Annotated in this window: 14 protein-coding genes; 8 read left to right on the top strand and 6 right to left on the bottom strand. The window is 74.1% G+C overall.

Annotated features, from left to right (window positions below; genetic code table 11):
* Nucleotides 1-4: 4 nt before the first annotated feature.
* On the top strand, nt 5-2,311 hold the full coding sequence (locus FRADC12_RS23525; protein WP_157489003.1) for a hypothetical protein: 2,307 nt from the start codon (nt 5-7) through the stop codon (nt 2,309-2,311).
* Between the two features lie 30 nt (nt 2,312-2,341).
* Nucleotides 2,342-3,424 carry an ATP-dependent DNA ligase gene (locus FRADC12_RS23520; protein WP_045878256.1) on the top strand — a complete coding sequence of 361 codons (1,083 nt, stop codon included), beginning with the start codon at nt 2,342-2,344 and terminating at the stop codon, nt 3,422-3,424.
* A gap of 51 nt (nt 3,425-3,475) precedes the next feature.
* Here the strand turns inward: FRADC12_RS23520 and FRADC12_RS23515 are convergent, their stop codons facing one another.
* Nucleotides 3,476-4,639, bottom strand: a complete 1,164-nt coding sequence (locus tag FRADC12_RS23515; protein ID WP_157489002.1) for a bifunctional sulfate adenylyltransferase/adenylylsulfate kinase — start codon at nt 4,637-4,639, stop codon at nt 3,476-3,478.
* 263 nt (nt 4,640-4,902) lie between these two features.
* Between FRADC12_RS23515 and FRADC12_RS23510 the strand changes: the two genes are divergently transcribed.
* Nucleotides 4,903-5,676 carry a 3'(2'),5'-bisphosphate nucleotidase CysQ gene (locus FRADC12_RS23510; protein WP_045878255.1) on the top strand — a complete coding sequence of 258 codons (774 nt, stop codon included), beginning with the start codon at nt 4,903-4,905 and terminating at the stop codon, nt 5,674-5,676.
* Between the two features lie 90 nt (nt 5,677-5,766).
* Here FRADC12_RS23510 and FRADC12_RS23505 read toward each other — a convergent pair whose 3' ends face one another.
* Complete coding sequence (locus tag FRADC12_RS23505) at nt 5,767-6,405, bottom strand: TetR/AcrR family transcriptional regulator (RefSeq protein WP_045878254.1); 639 nt, start codon at nt 6,403-6,405, stop codon at nt 5,767-5,769.
* A gap of 106 nt (nt 6,406-6,511) precedes the next feature.
* Here FRADC12_RS23505 and FRADC12_RS23500 point away from each other — a divergent pair, with 106 nt between their 5' ends.
* Both FRADC12_RS23500 and FRADC12_RS23495 read left to right on the top strand, forming a co-directional pair.
* Nucleotides 6,512-6,814 (top strand): hypothetical protein, encoded by a 303-nt coding sequence (locus FRADC12_RS23500; protein WP_045878253.1) that lies wholly within the window; start codon nt 6,512-6,514, stop codon nt 6,812-6,814.
* Between the two features lie 71 nt (nt 6,815-6,885).
* Nucleotides 6,886-8,439: an ATP-binding protein gene (locus FRADC12_RS23495; protein ID WP_052711114.1), complete on the top strand. Its 1,554-nt coding sequence runs from the start codon at nt 6,886-6,888 to the stop codon at nt 8,437-8,439.
* On the opposite strand, the gene FRADC12_RS23490 is transcribed toward FRADC12_RS23495, so the two are convergent.
* From FRADC12_RS23490 to hemE, 4 genes are all read right to left on the bottom strand, one after another.
* Nucleotides 8,436-9,989, bottom strand: coding sequence for a sugar transferase (locus tag FRADC12_RS23490; protein ID WP_198153020.1), 1,554 nt, complete (start codon nt 9,987-9,989; stop codon nt 8,436-8,438). The two genes, FRADC12_RS23495 and FRADC12_RS23490, sit on opposite strands and share 4 nt — an antisense overlap.
* A 995-nt stretch (nt 9,990-10,984) precedes the next feature.
* On the bottom strand, nt 10,985-11,722 hold the full coding sequence (hemQ, locus tag FRADC12_RS23480) for a hydrogen peroxide-dependent heme synthase (RefSeq protein WP_045878251.1): 738 nt from the start codon (nt 11,720-11,722) through the stop codon (nt 10,985-10,987).
* 73 nt (nt 11,723-11,795) lie between these two features.
* On the bottom strand, nt 11,796-13,229 hold the full coding sequence (gene hemG / locus FRADC12_RS23475; RefSeq protein WP_045878250.1) for a protoporphyrinogen oxidase: 1,434 nt from the start codon (nt 13,227-13,229) through the stop codon (nt 11,796-11,798).
* A 91-nt stretch (nt 13,230-13,320) separates the two neighbouring features.
* Complete coding sequence (gene hemE, locus FRADC12_RS23470) at nt 13,321-14,622, bottom strand: uroporphyrinogen decarboxylase (protein ID WP_502685320.1); 1,302 nt, start codon at nt 14,620-14,622, stop codon at nt 13,321-13,323.
* Nucleotides 14,623-15,689: 1,067 nt separating this feature from the next.
* On the opposite strand from hemE, the gene FRADC12_RS23460 reads away from it, so the two are divergent.
* From FRADC12_RS23460 to FRADC12_RS23450, 3 genes are all read left to right on the top strand, one after another.
* Entirely contained in the window at nt 15,690-16,388 is a 699-nt protein-coding gene (locus FRADC12_RS23460; protein WP_232303995.1) for a DUF3000 domain-containing protein, read from the top strand.
* A gap of 295 nt (nt 16,389-16,683) precedes the next feature.
* Entirely contained in the window at nt 16,684-18,084 is a 1,401-nt protein-coding gene (locus FRADC12_RS23455) for a ribonuclease D (protein WP_084011139.1), read from the top strand.
* Between the two features lie 205 nt (nt 18,085-18,289).
* Nucleotides 18,290-19,282, top strand: coding sequence for a S1C family serine protease (locus FRADC12_RS23450; RefSeq protein WP_198153019.1), 993 nt, complete (start codon nt 18,290-18,292; stop codon nt 19,280-19,282).
* Nucleotides 19,283-19,600 lie beyond the last annotated feature (318 nt).

The raw sequence follows: 19,600 nt of genomic DNA, 5'->3' as shown, positions 1-19,600 counted from the left end.
GGCGATGCCCGGCCCCAGTGAACGAGTCGTCCTCGACCCAGCCCTGGCGCGTGTGCTGGCGCAGCGGCTGCGGGACCTACGTGACCTGCTGGGTCGATGGGCGCGGACCGTGGTGTCGCTGCTCGGACCACTCGGCTGGCCGGCGAATCCCGCCGCGGCGCTCAGCGCGGGCTCGGGCTGGGCCGACGCATCGGCCACGACGCTCACCCGCCGCATCGCGCTGGTCCAGGCCGCCGACTCGAGCCTCGGCGCGCCGGCCGCCAGCGGGACCCGCGCTCAGCTCGGCAGCGGAGGGCGGCTCGCGGTAACGCTGCGGCCCGACCCGTTCGGCGGTGACAGCCGCGCGGCGCGGGCGGCCGGTGCCCGGCTCGGGCTGGCGCTCGCGGGCGCCGCGCTCGCGCCAGTACCGGACCTGGCGTCGCTGTCCGACGTCGCCGCCCAACTGCGTCCGTCCGCGAGTGACCCGGACTTCGCCGCTGGAGTCCTCGACGCCGTCGGACCAGCGCGGCTGGCCGTCGTGCTGCACCTGGCCGAGCACGTCGGCGCGAGCGGGTTCGTGGTCACCGAGACGGTCCACGGCTACCGAGTCGGTCCCGCGCGCGGGGGCGACCGTACCCGCGCCGATGCCCCAGGCCGGTGGTTTCCCACCGCCCTGGCCAGCGACCTGACAGCCACGCTCGGGGCCGCACTGGCGGCGTTCAGCCAGTCCGGGCGGCTCACCGCGGCCTGGCTGAGCCGGCTCAACACCCACGACGTACCTGGCCAGGCCGAGACGGCGCTGCTCGGTCCGCTGCTCGCGCACGGTCGGTTCGCCCCAGCCACGCTGCGCCTGCTCGGCGACGCCCTCTTCGCGACGACAGACGTCACCGGCGGCCGCTACCGCACCCACGACGGGCCGCTCACTGGTCCCGGCGCACGCGTCGGCAGCCACCCGCCGGTCGTGCGGGATGTCGGACTACTGGGCTCTGATCCAGCGGGGCGGCACCGGGCCGCGTACGCGGCCGCTCTGCTGCGGGCCATCGCGGACGAGCCGACACTCGCCGCGCGGTTCGCCGCCGACCACGTGGAGGCGATGATCTCCGGCGCACGCCTGTCGGCCCTGCCTGCGCCGATCAGGCCGGGCGTCCCGGCCCAGGTGCCCCTTGCCTGGGAGTACCTGGTCGGCCGGGCCGGCGGAGTCGATGCCCGCCGGGCCGACCCGGCCGGCGCCGCGACCTTCGTCGCCCGCCTGGGCTTCACGATCTACCGATACCAGGTGACCCACAGCGACCCCAGACAGCGGCGGGACACCTCCTGGCCGCTCCCGACCGGCCTGCGGGCCGCCATCGGCGACCTGCTGCACGTCTGGCGCTCGGAGCTCTACGGGTCGGCCGTGGCACTGCTGCCCGCCGGTGACGCGCTGCGGGACCCCTCAGGCCGAGGCCTGGTCGTGGCCTGGCCGGCCATGGCCGGCGGGCGCGCGACTGGCGGCGGCGCGGGCGGGCCCTGGTCGACGCACCTGGCCGGGCCTGCGGCGGGGGCCCGGATTCCAGCCGAGCTGTGGGCGGCGCTGCTCGGGGAGGCTCTGGCCGCGGGCGGCCCGCGGGCGGCAGCTCTGGGCTCGGACGCACTGCGGCAGGCGGGCGACCTCGAACAGTCCGGATGGGCTGCGACCCGGGGCTACCGCGGCGACGGCCAGATCGCCTATCCGGCCAGCCCGCGCGCGCTCGTCCACCTTCAGCAGGCCGCCACGGTGTCGTTCTTCCTCACGGCGCTGGCCCGCACCGCCGCCAATCTGACGCTGCGCGCCGAACTGGCGGCCGAGGACGAGGCGGACCGGACGGCCCTGGCGGTCGACCAGCTCGCCGCCATCGCCAAGGCCATCAAGGTCGACGACCTGGTCGGCACCCTCTATGGCGTCACCGTCGGAGTGACGGTCGCTGCCGCCGTCGACGCGGTAAGACCGGACGGGCGGCCCGGAGCCGACGCGCTCGCGACGATCGCCGGGGTGGCAGCCGCGGCGACCGTCCTGCCCGGCTGGCAGGAGGCCTACCGGGCGTCGGCGACAGCCGTCTGGCTGAGACGCGGCGACGACCCGATCCTGCCGGTCGAGGTGACCGATGCGGCCGGCGTCCGCCGGACCTTCACCGGGGATCCGGGCGTCGACGGCTTCATCACCGGCCCGGCGGATGACTTCCTCGACGCCGACGGCCGGCCGCTGGCGCCGGAGCGGATGTCCCCGGCCCGGCGATCGGCCTACCTGCGCTGGCTCGCCAGCCCCGCGATCGTCGCGAACAACGACGCCCTCCCGGCGCTCCCCCAGCCGCGATGACATTCGCCGAGGACAAGTGACAATGAGCCGATGAACCTGCCCGTGATGCCGCCCGTCGCGCCGATGCTGGCGAAGTCGGTCCAGACCATCCCGCCCGGTGCGTCCTACGAGCCCAAGTGGGATGGGTTCAGGTGCATCTGTTTCCGTGACGGCGACGAGGTCGAGTTCGGCAGTCGCAACGAGAAGCCGATGACCCGCTACTTCCCCGAGCTGGTCAGGGCGGTGAAGGCCGAGCTGCCCGAGAGGTGCGTACTCGACGGCGAGATCGTCATCGCCACCGGCGCCGGCCTGGACTTCGAGGCACTGCAGCAGCGCATCCACCCCGCGGTCTCCCGGGTGACCCTGCTGGCGGAGCAGACACCGGCGTCGTTCATCGTGTTCGACCTGCTCGCCCTCGGCGACGAGGACCACACCGGACGTCCGTTCACCGAGCGGCGCGCCGCTCTCGAAACGGCACTCGCCGACGTGAAGGCCCCGATCCACCTCACCCCGGCCACCACGGACCTTGAGGTCGCCGGCCGCTGGCTCGTCGAGCTCGAGGGCGCACACCTCGACGGCGTGATCGCCAAGCCGCTGGCGGGCATGTACCAGCCCGACAAGCGCGTCATGTTCAAGATCAAGCACGTCCGCACGGCCGACTGCGTGCTCGCCGGTTTCCGCTGGCACAAGTCCTCCACCGAGGCGCGGCGGCTCGTCGGCTCGCTGCTGCTCGGTCTCTACAACGACGACCACCAGCTGCAGCACGTCGGAGCCGTCGGCGCGTTCACGGCCAAGCGCCGCGCCGAGCTCGTCGACGAGCTCAGTCCGCTGGTGCTGCGCGACGGCGACGGCCACCCGTGGCAGGACTGGGCCACCGCCGAGGCGCACCAGGCCCAGCGCCTCCCGGGCAACGTCAATCGCTGGAACGCGACCAAGGACCAGTCCTTCGTCCCGCTACGCCCGCAGCGGGTGCTGGAGGTCAAGTACGAGCACATGGAGGGCACCCGCTTCCGGCACCTCGCCCACTTCGTCAGGTGGCGCGACGACCGCACCCCTGAGTCCTGCACCTACGAGCAGCTCGACCAGCCCCTCACTTCCGCCCTCGACGGCCTAGTACCCGGACTCGGCGCCTGACCAAGCCGCTCCTCGCCAGACTCGTGGGCCCGCTCGTCCGACGGCCCGACGTCAGCCGAGCAGCCAGCCCTCGGCGTGGGCGCGGGCGAGCTCGGCGGCCACCCCGGGCGGGGTGAGCTCGGCGGGGATCGGCCTGCCCGCGGTGAGCAGCGCGGCCAGCTCGCCGCGCCCTGGGGCACCGAGCGCCGGGCCGGTGAGGCTGCCGCCCAGACCGTAGAACTCGGCCAGATGGGCCCGCAGCGCGCTCAGCTCGGCGGCCCGGGCCGCAGTGCCGGTGTCGTCACCGGTCGCGGCCCCGCGCGGGGAGGTCGCTGACAGCCCCGGCTCCCGAGGCGCCGCCAGCTCGGGGCTCGGCACCACCGGGACCAGGACCAGCAGCGCGTGTGCCGGTTGGCCCGAGCCGACCCGAGTCGGTGTGCGCGTGGGTGGCGCCACCGGCGCGCCGGTGGCCTCGGCCGCGAGGGGGGCGGCCGCCAGGGTCGCCTCGGTCGGGCGGACTGGCTCGTCGAGCGCGTCGAGGGCCGCGAGCAGTGCGCGCACCCGTAGCTGGTAACGCCGGTCCGCCGGGTCGGCCCCGCCGACGGGAGCGAGCACGACGCAGTACTTGCCCTGCCGGGTGAGGGCACGGATCCGGGCGATGTCCGCCGTGTGCAGGAGGCCGTCGGCCCAGACCGCCCAGGGTGCCGACCGGCCGGGGCGCAGCCAGCCAAGCTCGGCGAGGGCCGCGCGCAGCTCGATGGGGCCCAGCCGCAGCGACGGGTAGTCGGGGTGGCTCGGCAGCCGGAGCCCGGCGACCGTGCCCACCAGCCGGGCCCGGCCGCTGGGCTCCGGCTGCCGGTCAGGCTCCACCCGGCTCGCCGTCCGCGCCAGCGCCGCCGTGCGCTCCTTGTCGGCGTCCACCGGGCCACCACGGCGGCGTACGCCCGCGACTCGGAGCGCCGCGACGAGCTCACCCGTTGGCTCGCGCAATGCCAACGCGTCGCCCGCGCCAAGACCCGCCGCCTCCCGCGCCGGCACTACCAGGGACGGCAGCCGCAAGCCGTCGCGCAGGGTGTCCTCCGGGTAGCTCGGCGCCGGCCCGAACGCGCCGAGCAGCAACAGCTCCAGATCGGCGAGCTGCGCGCGGGTCAGCCGGGCCGACGGCCAGCCGGCCGAGGCGGCTGCCAGCTCGGCGGCGCGGTCCTCGTCGACGAGCACGGGGCAACGGATGGGCACCTTCGGACCGTAACCGTCCCGCAACCGGACGGCCCGTCCGACGACGATGGCTCGCCGTGCCGACCAGCTCCCCATGCCGACCAGCCTGCCGTCCTGATCAGCTATGCCGGGCCGTCGTCAGCCGGCCGGACGTCGCGGCCCGCCGCCGCCCACTGCCCAGCGCCGGATTCCCCGCATGCGGCAGGATGGCCCCGACCGCGCAGTCCAGCCGGGCCGCGCCATTCTCGCGATTCGCGGCAGACCTCTGCCATAGACTCAGGACGGTGAGCATCGACACCACGACCGCCAAGCCGTCCGACGCCGAGCTCGCGAGCCACCTGGCCGAAGAGGCCGGACGACGGCTCCTGGAGATCCGGGCCAAGCTGGGCTTCGCGGACGGGCCAGCGCTCAAGGACGCGGGCGACGCGGGGTCCCAGCGGTTGCTCGCCGCGGCGCTAGCCCAGCACCGCCCGAAGGACGCCGTCCTGTCCGAGGAGGCCGTCGACGACCCGGTCCGCCTAGGGGCCGACCGGGTGTGGATCGTCGACCCACTCGACGGCACCCGCGAGTTCGCCGAGGAGGGCCGCACCGACTGGGCGGTCCACGTCGCGCTCTGGCAGGCCGGCGCGCTGGTCGCCGGGGCGGTCGCGCTGCCGGCCGTCGGGGTGACGCTGTCGAGCGCGACGATCACCCCGCCGCCAGCCGGGCCGGCCGGGCCGGTACGGCTGGTCGCGAGCCGCACCAGGGCACCCAGGCTCGTCACCGACGTGACCGCGGAGATCGGCGGAGTCGTCATACCGATGGGCTCCGCCGGCGCCAAGGCCTCCGCGGTGATCCGTGGCGAGGCCGACGTCTACCTGCATGCCGGCGGCCAGTACGAATGGGACTCGGCGGCCCCGGTCGCGGTCGCCCTCGCCGCGGGCCTGCACGCGACCCGGATCGACGGTTCCCCGCTGCGGTACAACCAGCCTGACCCGCTGCTGCCCGACCTGGTGATCTGCCGGCCCGAGCTGGCCGAGACGGTGCTGGGAGCGATCCGGAAGTCGTCCGCCGGCTGACCCGCGACGGGGCGCGCGGCTCGGTCCTACCAGGGCCGGGCCGACGCCGCACCTGCCGGCGCGCACCCGGCTGGGCCGGGCCGTCGCGCCCTACCGGGGCGGGTGGGCGTGCGCGCGCAGGAACGTGTCCACGCCCGCCGAGACGGCGGCCCGGATGAGGGCGTCCGGAACAGCCGCGGTGCCGTGCTCGGTGAGCGCCGGGATCTCGGCGCCGATCAGCGCGAGGAACTGGTGGGCGGCCAGCGCCGGGTCGGGGACCACCAGGTGGCCGGCGTTGCCGAGCATCGCCAGCCGACCCGCGAGCGCCTCCATGATCGGAGCCTCCGCCTTGGCGCGGACCAGCCGGTAGACCTCGGGGTCTCGGGCCGTCTCCGCCGCGATCATGCGGGCGAGGAACAGCGAGCACGGGCTGCGCTGGCACTCGACGAGCCGGCGGCCCAGCTCCCGCAGGCTGTCACGCCAACCGGCCGCCGACAGGTCGAGCCGCTGGATCACGTCGAGGGCGTCGGCGTTCAGCTCGACGGCCGAGTCGGCGACCGACGCGCGGAACAGCTGCTCCTTGCCGCCGAAGTAGCTGTAGATCGTCGGCTTGGAGACGCCGGCGGCCAAGGCTATCGCGTCGACGCTCGCCCGCTCGTACCCCTCGTCGCCGAAGATCGGCGCCGCCGCGTCGAGGATGACGCGTCGTTTGTCCGGGCGAGCCACTCGCTTCGCGTCCACAACCGCCATTCACCCAGCTCGCTGATGCTCGCGGCCCGGCTGGCTCACCAGGACCGGGTCGGCCGGGTCCTGGGACAATCTCGATGATCATCAACGTCGCGCCGGCCCTGGCCCGGTGGTCGGCGGCCTGCTGCTCGCGAGCGGCCACTGGCAGTGGATCGGCGCGACGGCGGCGCCAACGTTCGCCAGCGTGTTCCGGCTGCTGACGCCGGTCGAGCAGCCGCAGGGGACCACGGCCGTGTTCATGTCGGTCCAGCTCTCGGCCTCGCTCGGCATCACACTGCTGGGCCTGCTTCAGGCGAGGGCCGGCGCACACCGGCTGACCTGGCTGTTCGGACTGCTGGCCGCCGCGGCCGTCGCGATGCTCGTCCTCAGCCGCGGCCTGCCAGGCCGCCCAGCCGACCGTGCGCAGGCCTGAACCACGGGTCAACGGGCGCCAAGCTGCCCAGAACGTCGCCAAGCTTCGCCAAGTAGAGCTAAGCTCTCGCTATGCTGACCGCCGAACTCGCCGAGCTCGTCCGCACGCTGCGCGACTCGCGGACGGATCTCGCGCGGGTGGAGGCCAAGCGCGCTACTCGTGAGCTGCCGAAGTCGACACGGGAGACGCTGTCAGCGTTTGCCAACTCACCGGGCGGCGGCGTGATCCTGCTGGGACTTGATGAGAGTCAGGGTTTCGCCTCGACCGGCGTGACCGACCCGAAGAAGGTCCGAGACTCCTTGGCCGATCTCGCGCGCGACCAGATGGCGCCGCCGCTGGCGCCACTGATCGAAATCATGGAGTTCGAGGGAGTCCAGCTCGTCGTAGCGGAGGTCGCTGAGCTGGATCGGAGCGCCAAGCCCTGCTACTACCGCGGCGCCGGTATGGCGAACGGCTCCTACGTCCGGGTAGGCGATGGTGACTACCGGCTCGGTCCAGCCGAGGTCCACGCTCTTGTCGCGGCCCGCGGCCAGCCGGTTGACGACACCGTCCCTGTCCAGTCCGCCACACCGGACGACCTGATGCCGGAGATCGTCGGGCCCTACCTTCAGCGCTTGCGTCTGCAGCGCCCGTTCGCTTTCCGAGATCTCGGCGATCGTGAGCTTCTGCTGGCCACCCGGGTCCTGGTGCCTGGCGACACCGGTCCGGTGCCCTCGCTGGCCGGCCTGCTCTGCTTCGGCCGGTTCCCGCAGCACTTCTTCCCGCAGGTCGAGGTCACGTTCGTCGAGTACCCGACTGTCGACGGCGCCGAGATCGCGACCGGCATGCGTTTTCTCGAGAATCGGGCGTTCGATGGCCCAGTTCCGATCCAAGTTCGCGAGACCCTCGTCCAGCTTGCCCGCGCGATCCGCCGCGGCACGGTCATCGCGCCGGGCGGCGGCGCGTCAACCGTGTACGAGTACCCGCTGGAAGCACTGCGGGAGGCGGTCGTGAACGCGGTTGTCCACCGTGACCTCGGCCAGTACTCACTTGGCACGCAGGTCCAGGTCGAGGTCTACCCGGACCGGATAACTGTGCGCAACCCCGGGGGCCTCTTCGGTGCTGTCCGCGTGAGCTCGCTCGGCGATCCCGGCCTGTCGTCGGCGCGCAATGCCCTTCTGCTCAAGCTCCTGGAGGACGTCGAGGTGCCGGGCGAAGGCAGAACGGTCTGCGAGAACCGCGCCTCCGGCATTCGCACCATGGTCCGGGCGATGTCGGCAGCCGGCCTGCCCGCACCTCGGTTCGCCGACCACATTTCCTGGTTCGAGGTGACCCTCAGCGGGCCTCCCCCGCGGCGCGCCGACCTCGCGGCGGCCGCCAGAGGCAACGCGACGCTCACGAACGCGGCCGCCGCATCGATATCCCGCACGACGGTTCCGGCCGAGCGAGACTGGTTCGTCCTTGAGTCGATTCGTTCGGCCGGGCGGCCGCTTTCCCGCCGGGAAATCGAGAGCATGACCGGGCTCACCAGCGCCCGGGTCAAGGCGGCGCTGACGGCTCTGATCGACCAGAGGCTGGTCACCGCCATCGGCGCGACACGATCACCAACGCGACGTTACGAGACAGCCGCCGCCCAGGTGGACTAGTAGGCGCCTTCGCGGCGCAGGACGGCGAAGACGGTGCGCCAGAGGATGACGAAGTCCATGGCCAGGGTCCAGTTCTCGACGTAGCGCAGGTCGAGGCGGACCGACTCGTCCCAGTTGAGGTCGGAGCGCCCGCTGATCTGCCACAGGCCGGTCAGGCCGGGCTTGACCATCAGCCGGCGGTGCACGTCGTCCTCGTACTGGGCGACCTCGCGGGGCAGCGGCGGGCGCGGCCCGACCAGCGACATCGAGCCGTTCAGCACGTTGAACAGCTGTGGCACCTCGTCGAGCGACCACTTGCGCAGGAACTTCCCGACCCGGGTGACGCGAGGGTCGTCGCGCATCTTGAACAGCAGCCCCTGGCCCTCGTTGCTGGTCTGCAGACCGGCGAGGCGGGCCTCGGCGTCGACGTACATCGAGCGGAACTTGTACATCTTGAACGTCTCGCCGCCGCGGCCGACCCGGACCTGCTTGAAGATCGCCGGACCTCGGCTGGTGAGCCGGACCGCGAGCGCCAGTGCGATCAGCAGCGGGGAGAACAGCAGGACGACGGTGAGCGCCACCGCGCGGTCGAACAGGATTTTCATGACCCGCCGGGAGCCGGTCAGCTCGGGCTCGCGGATGTGCAGCAGCGGCAGGCCGGCGACGGGACGGATCGAGATCCGCGGCCCGACGACGTCCGTCAGCGCCGAGGAAACCAGCACGTCGACGTCGGAACCCTCCAGGTTCCACAGGACTCGCTGCAGCGTCTCGCCATCCATCTGCGGGGAGATCGCGACGGTGGTGGCGCGGGTCGCCCGGATCGAGGTGTGCAGGGTCTCGGAGGTGCCGACGATCGGCACGCCGAGCAGGTCGAAGCCGCTGCGTTCGGGGCGGTCGTGGCTGTGCCGGCCGGGCAGGCGGTCCAGCACGACGCCGACGACCGACCAGCCCGCGGTCGGGTCCCGCTGGGCGAGCCGGACCAGGGTCGCGGCCGACTCGCCGGCACCGACGACCAGTACCCGGTGCATGCACCGGCCCTGTCTGCGCAGCCGGTGCAGGATGCCCCGGCCACCGATCCGGCCGACCATCGACAGCAGGATCGCGACCGGGAAGACGATGAGCACGTAGGCGCGGGCGACCTCGGCCTTGGTCGCGTAGGAGACGGTGGCGACGACCCGGACAGCGGCGTTGATCACCCGGCGGAACTCCTCGGACCCGCCGCCGAGGAACCGCGGCTCGTAGGCCCGGTTCAGCGCCATCGAGACGACCCAGACCACCGGAAGCAGCACCAGCGCCAGCAGGTACCACTCCGACGTGTCCCGGGCCGCGTCGAAGTGCCGGGTCCCGAACGGGCCGAACCTGATCACGTAGGCGACGCCCGCGGCGAGCACGCAGGCCGCGGCGTCGAAGGCGATCAGGACCCTGACGTAACGGCGCTCCCAGCGCAGCTGAGCCCGGTAGAGATCGTTTTCGACCTCGATGGCGCGGCTCGCCGGCCGCTCTGGTGTCTCCCGAGCCCGACGCGACGCGGCTCGGCCTGGAGCCTCGCGGCCGGGCACCGTCGCCGTCACTGCGCTCCGTCCCCGAGCCGGCCGCGTACCTGCAGCGTCCGCAAGGTCCCCTCCGCGGTGGATACGCCACCCGCTCCCCCGCGCGCCCGGTGCCTCGCGCGGAACACGCCCAGAACGGGCAGTCCCAGCGGCACGCCGTCGCGGACCGCGCCCCCGCTCCCGCCACGACCGATGCCGTGCCGGTTCCCCTGCGGGATGGCCGCACCCACGGCCACGGGCGCAAACTTACCCGCACCCGGCGATTGCACGACCAGCGCCCCTGCGCGACAGTTCCGACAGGCAGCCCGCGCCAGACCTTCCCCACAAACCCGCACTACCGCCGCACAACCGCTGGAAACACCACCGCGATTGCACCGGTTTCACCCCACGCACCTCACCGCCGAGGCCGACCCGAACAAACACATGCCGTGTCGCTCTCTCATCAATGAGTTACACGACGCCACCAAACTGCTACTGTCCGCCAAAGCCCAGGGGCCAACGCCCCGGGCCGCGGGCCGGTCGGCGCCCGCCCGACGGGTGGGGGCGCCTGCGCGGACGCCGACCGCACCCGGCACGCGGCCGGAACCGGGCGCGGAGCGCCCTTCGGCCGCGTCACCTGTCGGGCGCCAAGCGCCCTCCCAACGTGATTCGTGGTGCGGCGCGAAGACCGGGGCGAGCGCGTACCGGCGTCGGGATCTCGGCCGAGTTGGGTGGGTCCCTGGCGCTGGTCTCTCAGGGTCCGCCCGCGGGCCGGCCGGCCCCTACGGAGCGCCCGCGGGCCGCGCTGCCTGTCGGGCGCCAAGGGCCCTCCGAACGTGATTCTTGGTACGGCGCGAACAGCGGGGCGCGCGCATACCGGTGTCGGGATCATGGCCGAGTTGGGTGCGTTGGCGATCCGTCGGCTGGCACTTCACAGGAGTGCTGATCGCCGTTTGCGCCCTCGCGTGGTCGTCATCGGGGCCGGAAGACAGCCACCAGCGGGTCGAAACCGCGATCAACAGCGGCCGTCCCCGGGCTTAGGGCAGGGCGGCGACGATGTCCGCGATGGGCTTGCGGGCGCCTGTGTAGAACGGGGTCTCCAGGCGGGTGTGCCGGCGGGCGGAGCTGGAGCGCAGGTGACGGATGCAGTCGACGATGCGGTGCAGCTCGTCGGCCTCGAAGGCAAGCAGCCACTCGTAGTCGCCGAGGCCGAAGGCGGAGACCGTGTTGGCCCGGACGTCCTCGTACTCGCGGCCCATAATCCCGTGTTCGGCGAGCATGCCACGCCGCTCGTAGTCGGGCAGCAGGTACCACTCGAGCGAGCGGTTGAACGGGTAGACGCAGACGTACCCGCGCGGGTCCTCGCGCCGGACGTAGGCCGGGATGTGGCTGCGGTTGAACTCCGCGGGCCGGTGCAGGCCGACGGCCGACCAGACCGGCTCCAGGTGAGCGCCCAGGGCGGTCTGCCGGAAGCGCTGGTAGGTCTCCTGCAGCAGATCCGGGTCGGGGCTGGTCCACCAGACCATCAGGTCGGCGTCGGCACGGTAGCCGGAAATCTCGTAGATGCCGCGGGTGTAGACGTCCTTGGCGAGGGCACCGTCGAGCAGCGCGTCGACCTCGGCGGCGACGGCGGACCTGTCGGCGGGCAGCGGCCGGCGGGCCGCGAACACCGACCAGCTGGTGTAGAGCAGCTCCGCGTTGAGGTCACGGGCGGACCGCTCGACGGCTGAAGGATCGCCGGCGGGGCGTTCGGTGGCGGGCTGGGACTCGGACATGCGTCTATTCTTCCTCGCTGGACGGGCGGGTCACGGATGCCATTGGTCGCTGTCTGACCAGGGCCAGACCGGGTCAGACCGGACCGGCGGCGCCGACGGTGTCGGTCGCGCTGAGCACGGCGGCGGCTGCCGCCTCCCCCGAGCGGATGCAGGCCGGGATGCCGACACCGTCATAGCCGGCACCGGCCAGCGCGAGGCCAGGCGGCAACGCGCGGCGCACCGAGGCGACCCGCTCCAGGTGGCCGGGAAGGTACTGCGGCAGCGCGCTACCCCAGCGGCTGACCCGGCTCGCGACCGGGCGGGCGGTGATCCCGGCCGCGTGCGCGAGCTCGGCGGCGACGACGCCGGTCAGCTCGGTGTCGGACCGGCGCAGGTCCTCGTCGGCGCCGGCCCGCCCGACACTGGCGCGCACCACCCGCAGCGGACTGCCGGCGGACACGTGCGGCCACTTCGACGACAGGTACGTCACGGCCTTGATGGTGGCCCGTTCCCGCGCCGGCACCAGGAAGCCGCTGCTGCCCGCGGGCAGGTCGACGTCCCGGAAGACCAGCGTGACCAGGCCGATCGACGCGTACGGCACGCCCGCCAGCGGCGCGGCCGCGTGCGGGGCGATCGGGTTGAGCAGGTCCCGCGCGGCTCCCGCCGGCACGGCGAGGATCACCGCGTCGGCGTCCAGCGACCCGCTGCCGCGCGGCCCGGTGACCACCTCACCCGGCTCACCGGCGGCGCCCTTCTCGTCGAAGTCGACACGCCAGCCGCCGTCGACGCGGGTGAGCTGGCGCACGAGCACGCCGGTGCGCACGGCCGCCCCGGAGGCCTCGGCGACCCTGGCGGCGAACCCGCCCAGCCCGCCGCGCACGGTCGCGAACACCGGAGCTGGCGGCGTCGACGCGACCGGGGCGGTCCGCGCCCGCACCCGGTGGGCCCCGAGCAGCAGCGAGCGGTCCTCGGTCAGGATCGGCACCAGCTGCGGGACGGTGGCCCGCAGCGACAGCGCGTCGGCCCGGCCGGCGTAGACGCCGCCGAGCAGCGGGTCGACCAGCCGGTCGACGATCTGGCGGCCGACCCGGGCGCCGACGAAGTCACCGACGGTCGGGTCCTCGGGCAGCGCGGCCCGTGGCAGCACCAGGTCGGCGGCGGCGCGCAGCAGGCCGAGCGGGGACAGCACCCGGGAGCGCACCAGGCCGAGCGCGTCGGTCGGCACGCCCAGCAGCGTGTTCGGCGGGATCGGCCGCAGCCGGCCTTTGATCCACAGGGCGGCCGACGTGGTCGCCGGGTGGACCAGGTCGTGCCCGAGGCCGACCTGCCGGGCCAGCCGCTGGCCCTCCGGGACGCGGGCGAGGAACGACTCGGCGCCCTCCTCGACCGGGAGCCCCTCGATCGGGGTGGTACGCAGCTTGCCGCCGACCCGGTCGGCGGCCTCCAGCACGGTCACCTCGGCCTTGCCGGCCAGCGCGTGCGCCGCGGCGAGGCCCGCGATGCCGCCACCGACGATCACCACTCGCACGCCGCGTCGCCCTTTCGCGCCGGCCCGGTGCGGGCCGGTCTTGTTGCGCTCGGCCTAGCGGCCATGCGCGCCGGATTCAGGCGCCCCGGATTCAGGCGCCATGAACGAGGTCCACGATGTGGGCGAGCACGCCCGGGTCCGTCTCGGGAAGCACGCCGTGGCCGAGGTTGAAGATGTGGCCCTCGGCCTTCGACCCGCGCAGCAGCACGTCGCGGACCTTCTCGGCCAGCACGTCCGGCGGGGCGAACACTGCGGTCGGGTCGAGGTTGCCCTGCAGTGCCCGGCCCGGCCCGACCCGGCGCGCGGCCTCGTCGAGCCCGAGCCGCCAGTCGACGCCGACGACGTCCGCGCCGGCCTCCCCCATCGCGGTGAGCAGCTCACCGGTGTTCACGCCGAAGTGGATGCGCGGCACCCCTGCGCCCTCGAACGCGGCCAGCACCTTGGCCGAGTGCGGGGCGACGTAGCGGCGGTAGTCGCCCTCGTCGAGCGCACCGGCCCAGGAGTCGAACAGCTGCAGGGCGTCGATACCGGCGCCGACCTGGACCCGCAGGAAGCCGATCGTCACGTCCGCGAGCCGGTCGAGCAGGCTGTGCCAGAGGCCCGGAGCGGTGTACATGAGCCGCTTGGTCTTGGCGTGGGTCTTGCTCGGGCCGCCCTCGACGAGGTAGCTGGCCAGCGTGAACGGCGCGCCGGCGAAGCCGATCAGCGGAGTGTCGCCGAGCTCGGCGAGCAGCAGCCGCACCGCGTCGTGGATGTACGGGATGTCGTCGGGCTCGACCGGCCGCAGTGCCTCCAGGCCGGCGGAGTCCCTGATCGGCTCGGCGACCACTGGGCCCACGCCGGCGACGATGTCCACGCCTACGCCGATCGCCACCAGCGGCACGACGATGTCCGAGAAGAAGATCGCCGCGTCGGTGCCGAAGCGGCGGACTGGCTGCAGGGTGATCTCGGTGACCAGCGCGGCGTCCTGGCAGGACTCCAGCATCGGGACGCCGGCGCGCAGCGCCCGGTACTCGGGCAGCGCCCGGCCGGCCTGCCGCATGAACCACACTGGCGCGACGTCGGTCGGCTCGCCGCGGGCGGCACGCAGCAGCGGCGCGCGCTCGGCCAGCCCAGGCCGGCGCGGCCCGACGCCCGCGGCGGAGGTGCCGCGGGCGGGCGCGGCCTGCTGGCGCGGCGCGTCCCCGGCCGTGGCCGCACGCACGATCGAGGCCTCCTGACCGAGACCGGCGCGCGAGGTCCCCGTCGTCACGGCCGGCTCGGTCCGGGAGGTGTGGCTCGGCCGGCCGTTCCGCTCGCCCGGTTCCGGGGCTCCGGCTGGATCGACGGCAGCGTCCCGGCCGGACCGGCGAAGCCGATCCGGGAGGTCGGCGATCCTGGAGGTTCGGCTCACGCCCATGCTCCGATCGTGACACGCGCCGCCGTCGGGCGCCGAACCGCTTCCTGTCCGGAGTCGGTACCGGCACATGACGAGTCGGCGGCTGGCCCGGGCCAGGGACCACGGCAGCTATTTCTACGTTCCGTAGAAATTACTCCCCGGATGACCTCGTCGCAGCGGCCGTGGTCTCACGACCGCCCGAAACACCCCCGCGCCGACGCCGGGGGCCCGCCAGCTCCCACTGGCTCAGCTGGCGGCCGTGCCCGGCGCACCACCAGCGCGTCCGGCCCGCTACCGGACGGCCAAAGGGGCCCGAAGCCCGGCCAGGCCCGCGAAGCGGGTGCCGACACGCCGGGGGGAATGCGTGGAGATGAGCCATCGTCGTGGCACCGTCTGTGCCGTCCGAAAGGGCCCCAGAGGGCATGCGTTGTCCGAGCTGGCCTCGCTTGTGCGTGGCTCGGGCGGCTTCGCGGGAGCCGTACGTACTGTCCGGGGACCTGCCCCAGCCCCCGATGTCGAGGAGGTGCGGTCATGCTCCCCGGAGGCGAGCTTGATCAGCTCGTTCGCATGTTCTGCCCCCAGTGCGCGGACGAGCGGCCGTTCGAGCGGCCGGAGTGCCTCGACGGGCACGGAGCGGACTGCCCCGAACGGGCCTGCGTGGAGTGCGGCGCCGCCGTCCTGGCCGGTCCCCTCACCCAGCCCGAAGGCGCTTCTGCGGCCGGCCCGGACCGGCGCGGCCGGCGGGTGGTCCGCCCAGCCACGGATCTCGGTGTACCGGCCCAGCCAGTTCCGGCGCACGCGGCCCAGGCCCAGCTGGCACCCGCTCAGCGAACACAGAGCGATCCAGCGCAGAGCCAGCCGGTGCAGACCGTGCCGCCGCAGCCTGAGACGCGCCGCAGAGTCGGCGCCGGGCGTACCCCGCGGTCCCTGGCGTGAGCCTGCACCCGGCCCCGGAGCCGTTCGATCAGGGATCCGGCGGGCCACACCGGGCCGGCGGGCACTGGGCGTACCCAGCGGGGCCGAAGCAGCACGCTCCGGCGTCCGGTCAGCGTGATCTGCGGCCACGTCCTAACGTGGCCGCCATGGGCGCCCCGCTGTCACCCGGCTCCGGGGCCGCCACCGGGGCCAGTGCCGCGCTCGCCGGCGCCGTCCCGACGCTGGCAGGTCCGGTCGTCTTCGGCACCGCCACGGCGGCACTGCGGCACGGGCTCACCACCGTCCGCCCGGAGGTGACGGTGCGGGAGACCACCGCGCCGGCCCGGGTGGCGCCGCATGCGTTCGCGCTGGCCGCCAGCCTCACCGCAGACGAGGACGACGCCGCCTCCGGGCGGTTCGTGCTGTTGTTCGACGAGGCGGGGCACGCCGCCTGGGAGGGCAGCGCCCGGCTCGTCTGCTACGCGCGGGCCACCGTCGAGCCGGAGGTCGCCGCCGACCCGATGCTGCCCGAGGTGGCGTGGTCGTGGCTGGTCGAGGCGTTGGCCGCGCACGGCGCCGGCGTGCGCGCGCTGGGCGGCACGGTGACCACGACGACCTCGCGGCGGTTCGGCGTGCTGGCTCCGGACGGCGACAGCTTCGACGTGGAGGTGCGCTGCTCCTGGTCGCCCGACTGGGCCGAGACCGCCCAGGCGGCGCGGCGGCCCGGCGGCGATGACCATGGCCGGCCGTGGACGGCGGTGGACACGACGGCGCACCTGCATGCCTTCGCCGACCTGCTCGCGGCGATGGCCGGGCTTCCGCCGCGGCTCGCCGGCGTCGTGCCGTTGCCGGGTCGCCGCTTCTAGCGAGCACTGCGCCGCGGCCAACTCGCAACTCCGCACGGAGGCTGCGCTCCCCGCCGTTCCAGGCCAGCGGGTCGGCGGGGAAGGGCCGGGACCCGCGCGGCGAACAGCGCGAGCCGCGCACATATGGGCCGGACGTCGGTCACTCAGCCCGGTAGCCTCGCTACGAAGCGTATAAACGGTACGATTGATCCGCCGAGCGACCTGCCAACAGCGGCTTTCACACGTACCATCGCCGATCGTGACGTCGACGGTTCCGAACTCAACACAGCAGTTCAGCGGGGGTGTCAGACCAGACGTGACCGACGCGGCAGAGCCGGTGTCGCCCGCCGTCACCCCCCTCCTGGAACCGGTCGAGGGCACGCCACCTGTCATCTCCGACGCCCGGGCGCTCGCCGACGTCGCGGTACGGCTCGCTGCCGGTGAGGGGCCGGTCGCGTTCGACGCCGAGCGGGCCTCCGGCTACCGGTACAGCCAGCGCGCCTACCTGGTCCAGGTCCGCCGCCGCGGCTCCGGGACGGCGCTCATCGACCCCATCGCGCTGCCCGACCTGAGCGTCATCCAGGAGAAGGTCGGCGGCATCGAGTGGGTGCTGCACGCCGCGAGCCAGGATCTGCCCTGTCTCGCCGAGCTGGGACTGCGCCCGGCCACCCTGTTCGACACCGAGCTCGCCGGCCGGCTGCTCGGCTACGAGCGGGTCGGGCTCGGGATGATGGTCGAGCGGGTGCTCGGCTTCGGCCTGGAGAAGGGCCACTCGGCGGCCGACTGGTCGACCCGCCCGCTGCCCGAGCCCTGGCTGCGGTACGCGGCGCTCGACGTCGAGCTGCTGGTCGAGCTGCGTGACGCACTGGCCATCGAGCTCGCCCAGACGGGCAAGCTCGGGTTCGCGCACCAGGAGTTCGCGGCGATCGTCGCCGCCCCGCCGCGCGAGCCGCGGGCCGAGCCCTGGCGGCGCACCAGCGGCATCCACCGGGCCCGCAGCCGCCGGCAGCTCGCCTCGGTCCGCGCGATGTGGACCGCCCGGGACAAGATCGCGCGGACCCGGGACATCGCGCCCGGCCGGGTGCTCCCGGACAGCGCGATCATCGACGCGGTGCTGAACGCGCCGGCCGACGCGACCGAGCTGGTCAAGCTGCCGGTGTTCTCCGGGCCCAGGCTGCGCCGCAGCGCGGCCGTGTGGATGGCCGCGCTGGCGGAGGCTGCGGCGCTGCCGGACAGCGACCTCCCACCGGCGACCGCGTCGACCGGCGGCGACGGGCTGCCGCCGCCGAACCGGTGGGCCGAGCGCGACCCGATCGCGGCGGCACGGCTGGCCCGGGTCCGGGCGAGCGTGAACGCGATCGCCACCGCGCACCACATGCCGGTCGAGAACCTGGTCGAGCCGGCGCTCACCCGCCGGGTCGCCTGGTCGCCGCCCGGCGAGCCGGCCGAGGCGAGCGTCGCCGACGCACTGCGCGCTGGCGGCGCCCGCGCCTGGCAGGTCGCCCTGACCGCGACCGCGATCGCCGGCGCCCTGCCCGAGCGCCCGGCCACCGGGCAGTCCGCAACCGGGCAGTCCGCAACCGGGCAGTCCGCAACCGAGCGGGCCGTCGCCGCACCGGCCACCGCCGAGCGCGCTGCCACCGAGCCGGGACCGAGCTCGGCGGAGCCGGACCCAGCGGGACCCGCGCCATCCCGGCCGGCGGTCGACGCCCCCTGAGGTCCCGCGACGCTCTCTGACGACGCCGTGGCTGGCTGGCCGCGGCGCCGTCAGGAGACGCCAGGGGCGTCATGGTGAGCCGAGGCCCGATCACCATCGGCCACCACCGGCCGCACCGCGCCGCCCGGCCTGCCCAGCCCGCTACCGGATGTCCGCCATCGGCGAACCTGGGCACGTTCCGTGGTCATCGTCGGTTGCTGGCGACATGAGCGACGAGGCCCGGCCACAGCCATCCGACGACACCCGTGACGATCCCCCAGACGGCGACCAGCACGACGACCCGTCCGAGCCCCTGGACGCCTACTCGGCCGCGGTGGTGCACGTCGCCCGCACCGTGCTGCCCAGCGTCGCCAGCCTGCGGGTACGGGGCCGGCGCGGAGCGGGGGCGGGCAGCGCGAGCGTGCTGACGCCGGACGGCTTCCTGCTCACCAGCGCGCACGTCGTGGAAGGCGCCGAGGTGGCCGAGGCGACCTTCGCCGACGGCGCGGAGGTGACCGCTGACGTGATCGGCCGCGACCCGCTGTCGGACCTGGCGGTGCTGCGGGCCCGGGGCGACGTGCCGCCGGCAGTACCGCTGGGTGACGCCAGCAGGCTGCGGGTCGGGCAGCTGGTCGTCGCGCTGGGCAACCCACTGGGCCTGGCCGGCAGCGTCACCGCCGGCATCGTCTCGGCGCTGGGCCGCTCGCTGCCGACGAAGGCCGGCCGCGTCGTCGACGAGGTGATCCAGACGGACGCCGCGCTCAACCCGGGCAACAGCGGCGGGGTGCTCGCGGACAGCCGCGGCCGGATGGTCGGCGTGAACACCGCCGTCGCCGGCGTCGGCCTCGGACTCGCCGTCCCGATCAACGAGACCACCCGCGGGCTGATCGCCACGCTGGTCCGGCACGGCCGGGTCCGGCGGGCCTGGCTCGGGATCGCCGGCGGCCAGTCACCGCTGCCGCCGCCGCTGGCCGCGAAGGCCGGCCGCCGGACCGGGCTGCGGGTCGCCCAGGTCGTCGAGGGCAGCCCCGCGGAGAGCGCCGGCCTGCGCCGCGGCGACATCGTGCTGACGGTCGACGGCCAGCAGATCGACACCAGCACCGCCATCCAGCGCCTCATGGTCGAGCACGCGATCGGGCGCCGGCTGGAGATCACCGTCTGGCGCAACGGCGCCCTCGTGGACGTCGTCGCCGTCCCCCGCGAGCTCACCGACGCCTGAGCCCGGCCGGCGCTGCGCGGCCGGGCGGGTGACCTCCAGGTCCACCGACCGACAGTCAGCGGCCTGACAATCCTGGTTCGAGGCCCTCCTCCCGTCCCTACAACGCCCGCAGGGATCGTGACCACCCCGCCCGATGAAGCAGCGGGACGCCTCGGAGGGCGCGATCACGCGGTTCAAGACCAACGGCTACCGGGTCAGCTCCGTCAACGGCCACGACGAGCCGGGTGGTCACGGTGGCCCTGACCAGGGGCGGCCGGGCCCAGAGCCTCGCTTACAACGTCGGCTACAAGGTCGGCAAGGTCGGCAAGGCCTACTGCC

Source organism: Pseudofrankia sp. DC12 (assembly GCF_000966285.1).
In the GTDB taxonomy this organism is placed as follows: Bacteria; Actinomycetota; Actinomycetes; order Frankiales; family Frankiaceae; genus Pseudofrankia.
The sequence above is the reverse complement of the archived record's forward strand: the minus strand, read 5'-3'. Positions and strand labels throughout refer to the sequence as shown.

What these genes read in the sequence shown, in the direction of transcription:
- FRADC12_RS23525 (WP_157489003.1), top strand. Translation starts at nt 5, where the DNA reads ATGCCCGGCCCCAGTGAACGAGTCGTCCTCGACCCAGCCCTGGCGCGT.
- FRADC12_RS23520 (WP_045878256.1), top strand. Translation starts at nt 2,342, where the DNA reads ATGAACCTGCCCGTGATGCCGCCCGTCGCGCCGATGCTGGCGAAGTCG.
- FRADC12_RS23505 (WP_045878254.1), bottom strand. Translation starts at nt 6,405, where the DNA reads ATGGCGGTTGTGGACGCGAAGCGAGTGGCTCGCCCGGACAAACGACGC.
- FRADC12_RS23495 (WP_052711114.1), top strand. Translation starts at nt 6,886, where the DNA reads ATGCTGACCGCCGAACTCGCCGAGCTCGTCCGCACGCTGCGCGACTCG.
- hemQ (WP_045878251.1), bottom strand. Translation starts at nt 11,722, where the DNA reads ATGTCCGAGTCCCAGCCCGCCACCGAACGCCCCGCCGGCGATCCTTCA.
- FRADC12_RS23460 (WP_232303995.1), top strand. Translation starts at nt 15,690, where the DNA reads ATGGGCGCCCCGCTGTCACCCGGCTCCGGGGCCGCCACCGGGGCCAGT.
- FRADC12_RS23450 (WP_198153019.1), top strand. Translation starts at nt 18,290, where the DNA reads ATGAGCGACGAGGCCCGGCCACAGCCATCCGACGACACCCGTGACGAT.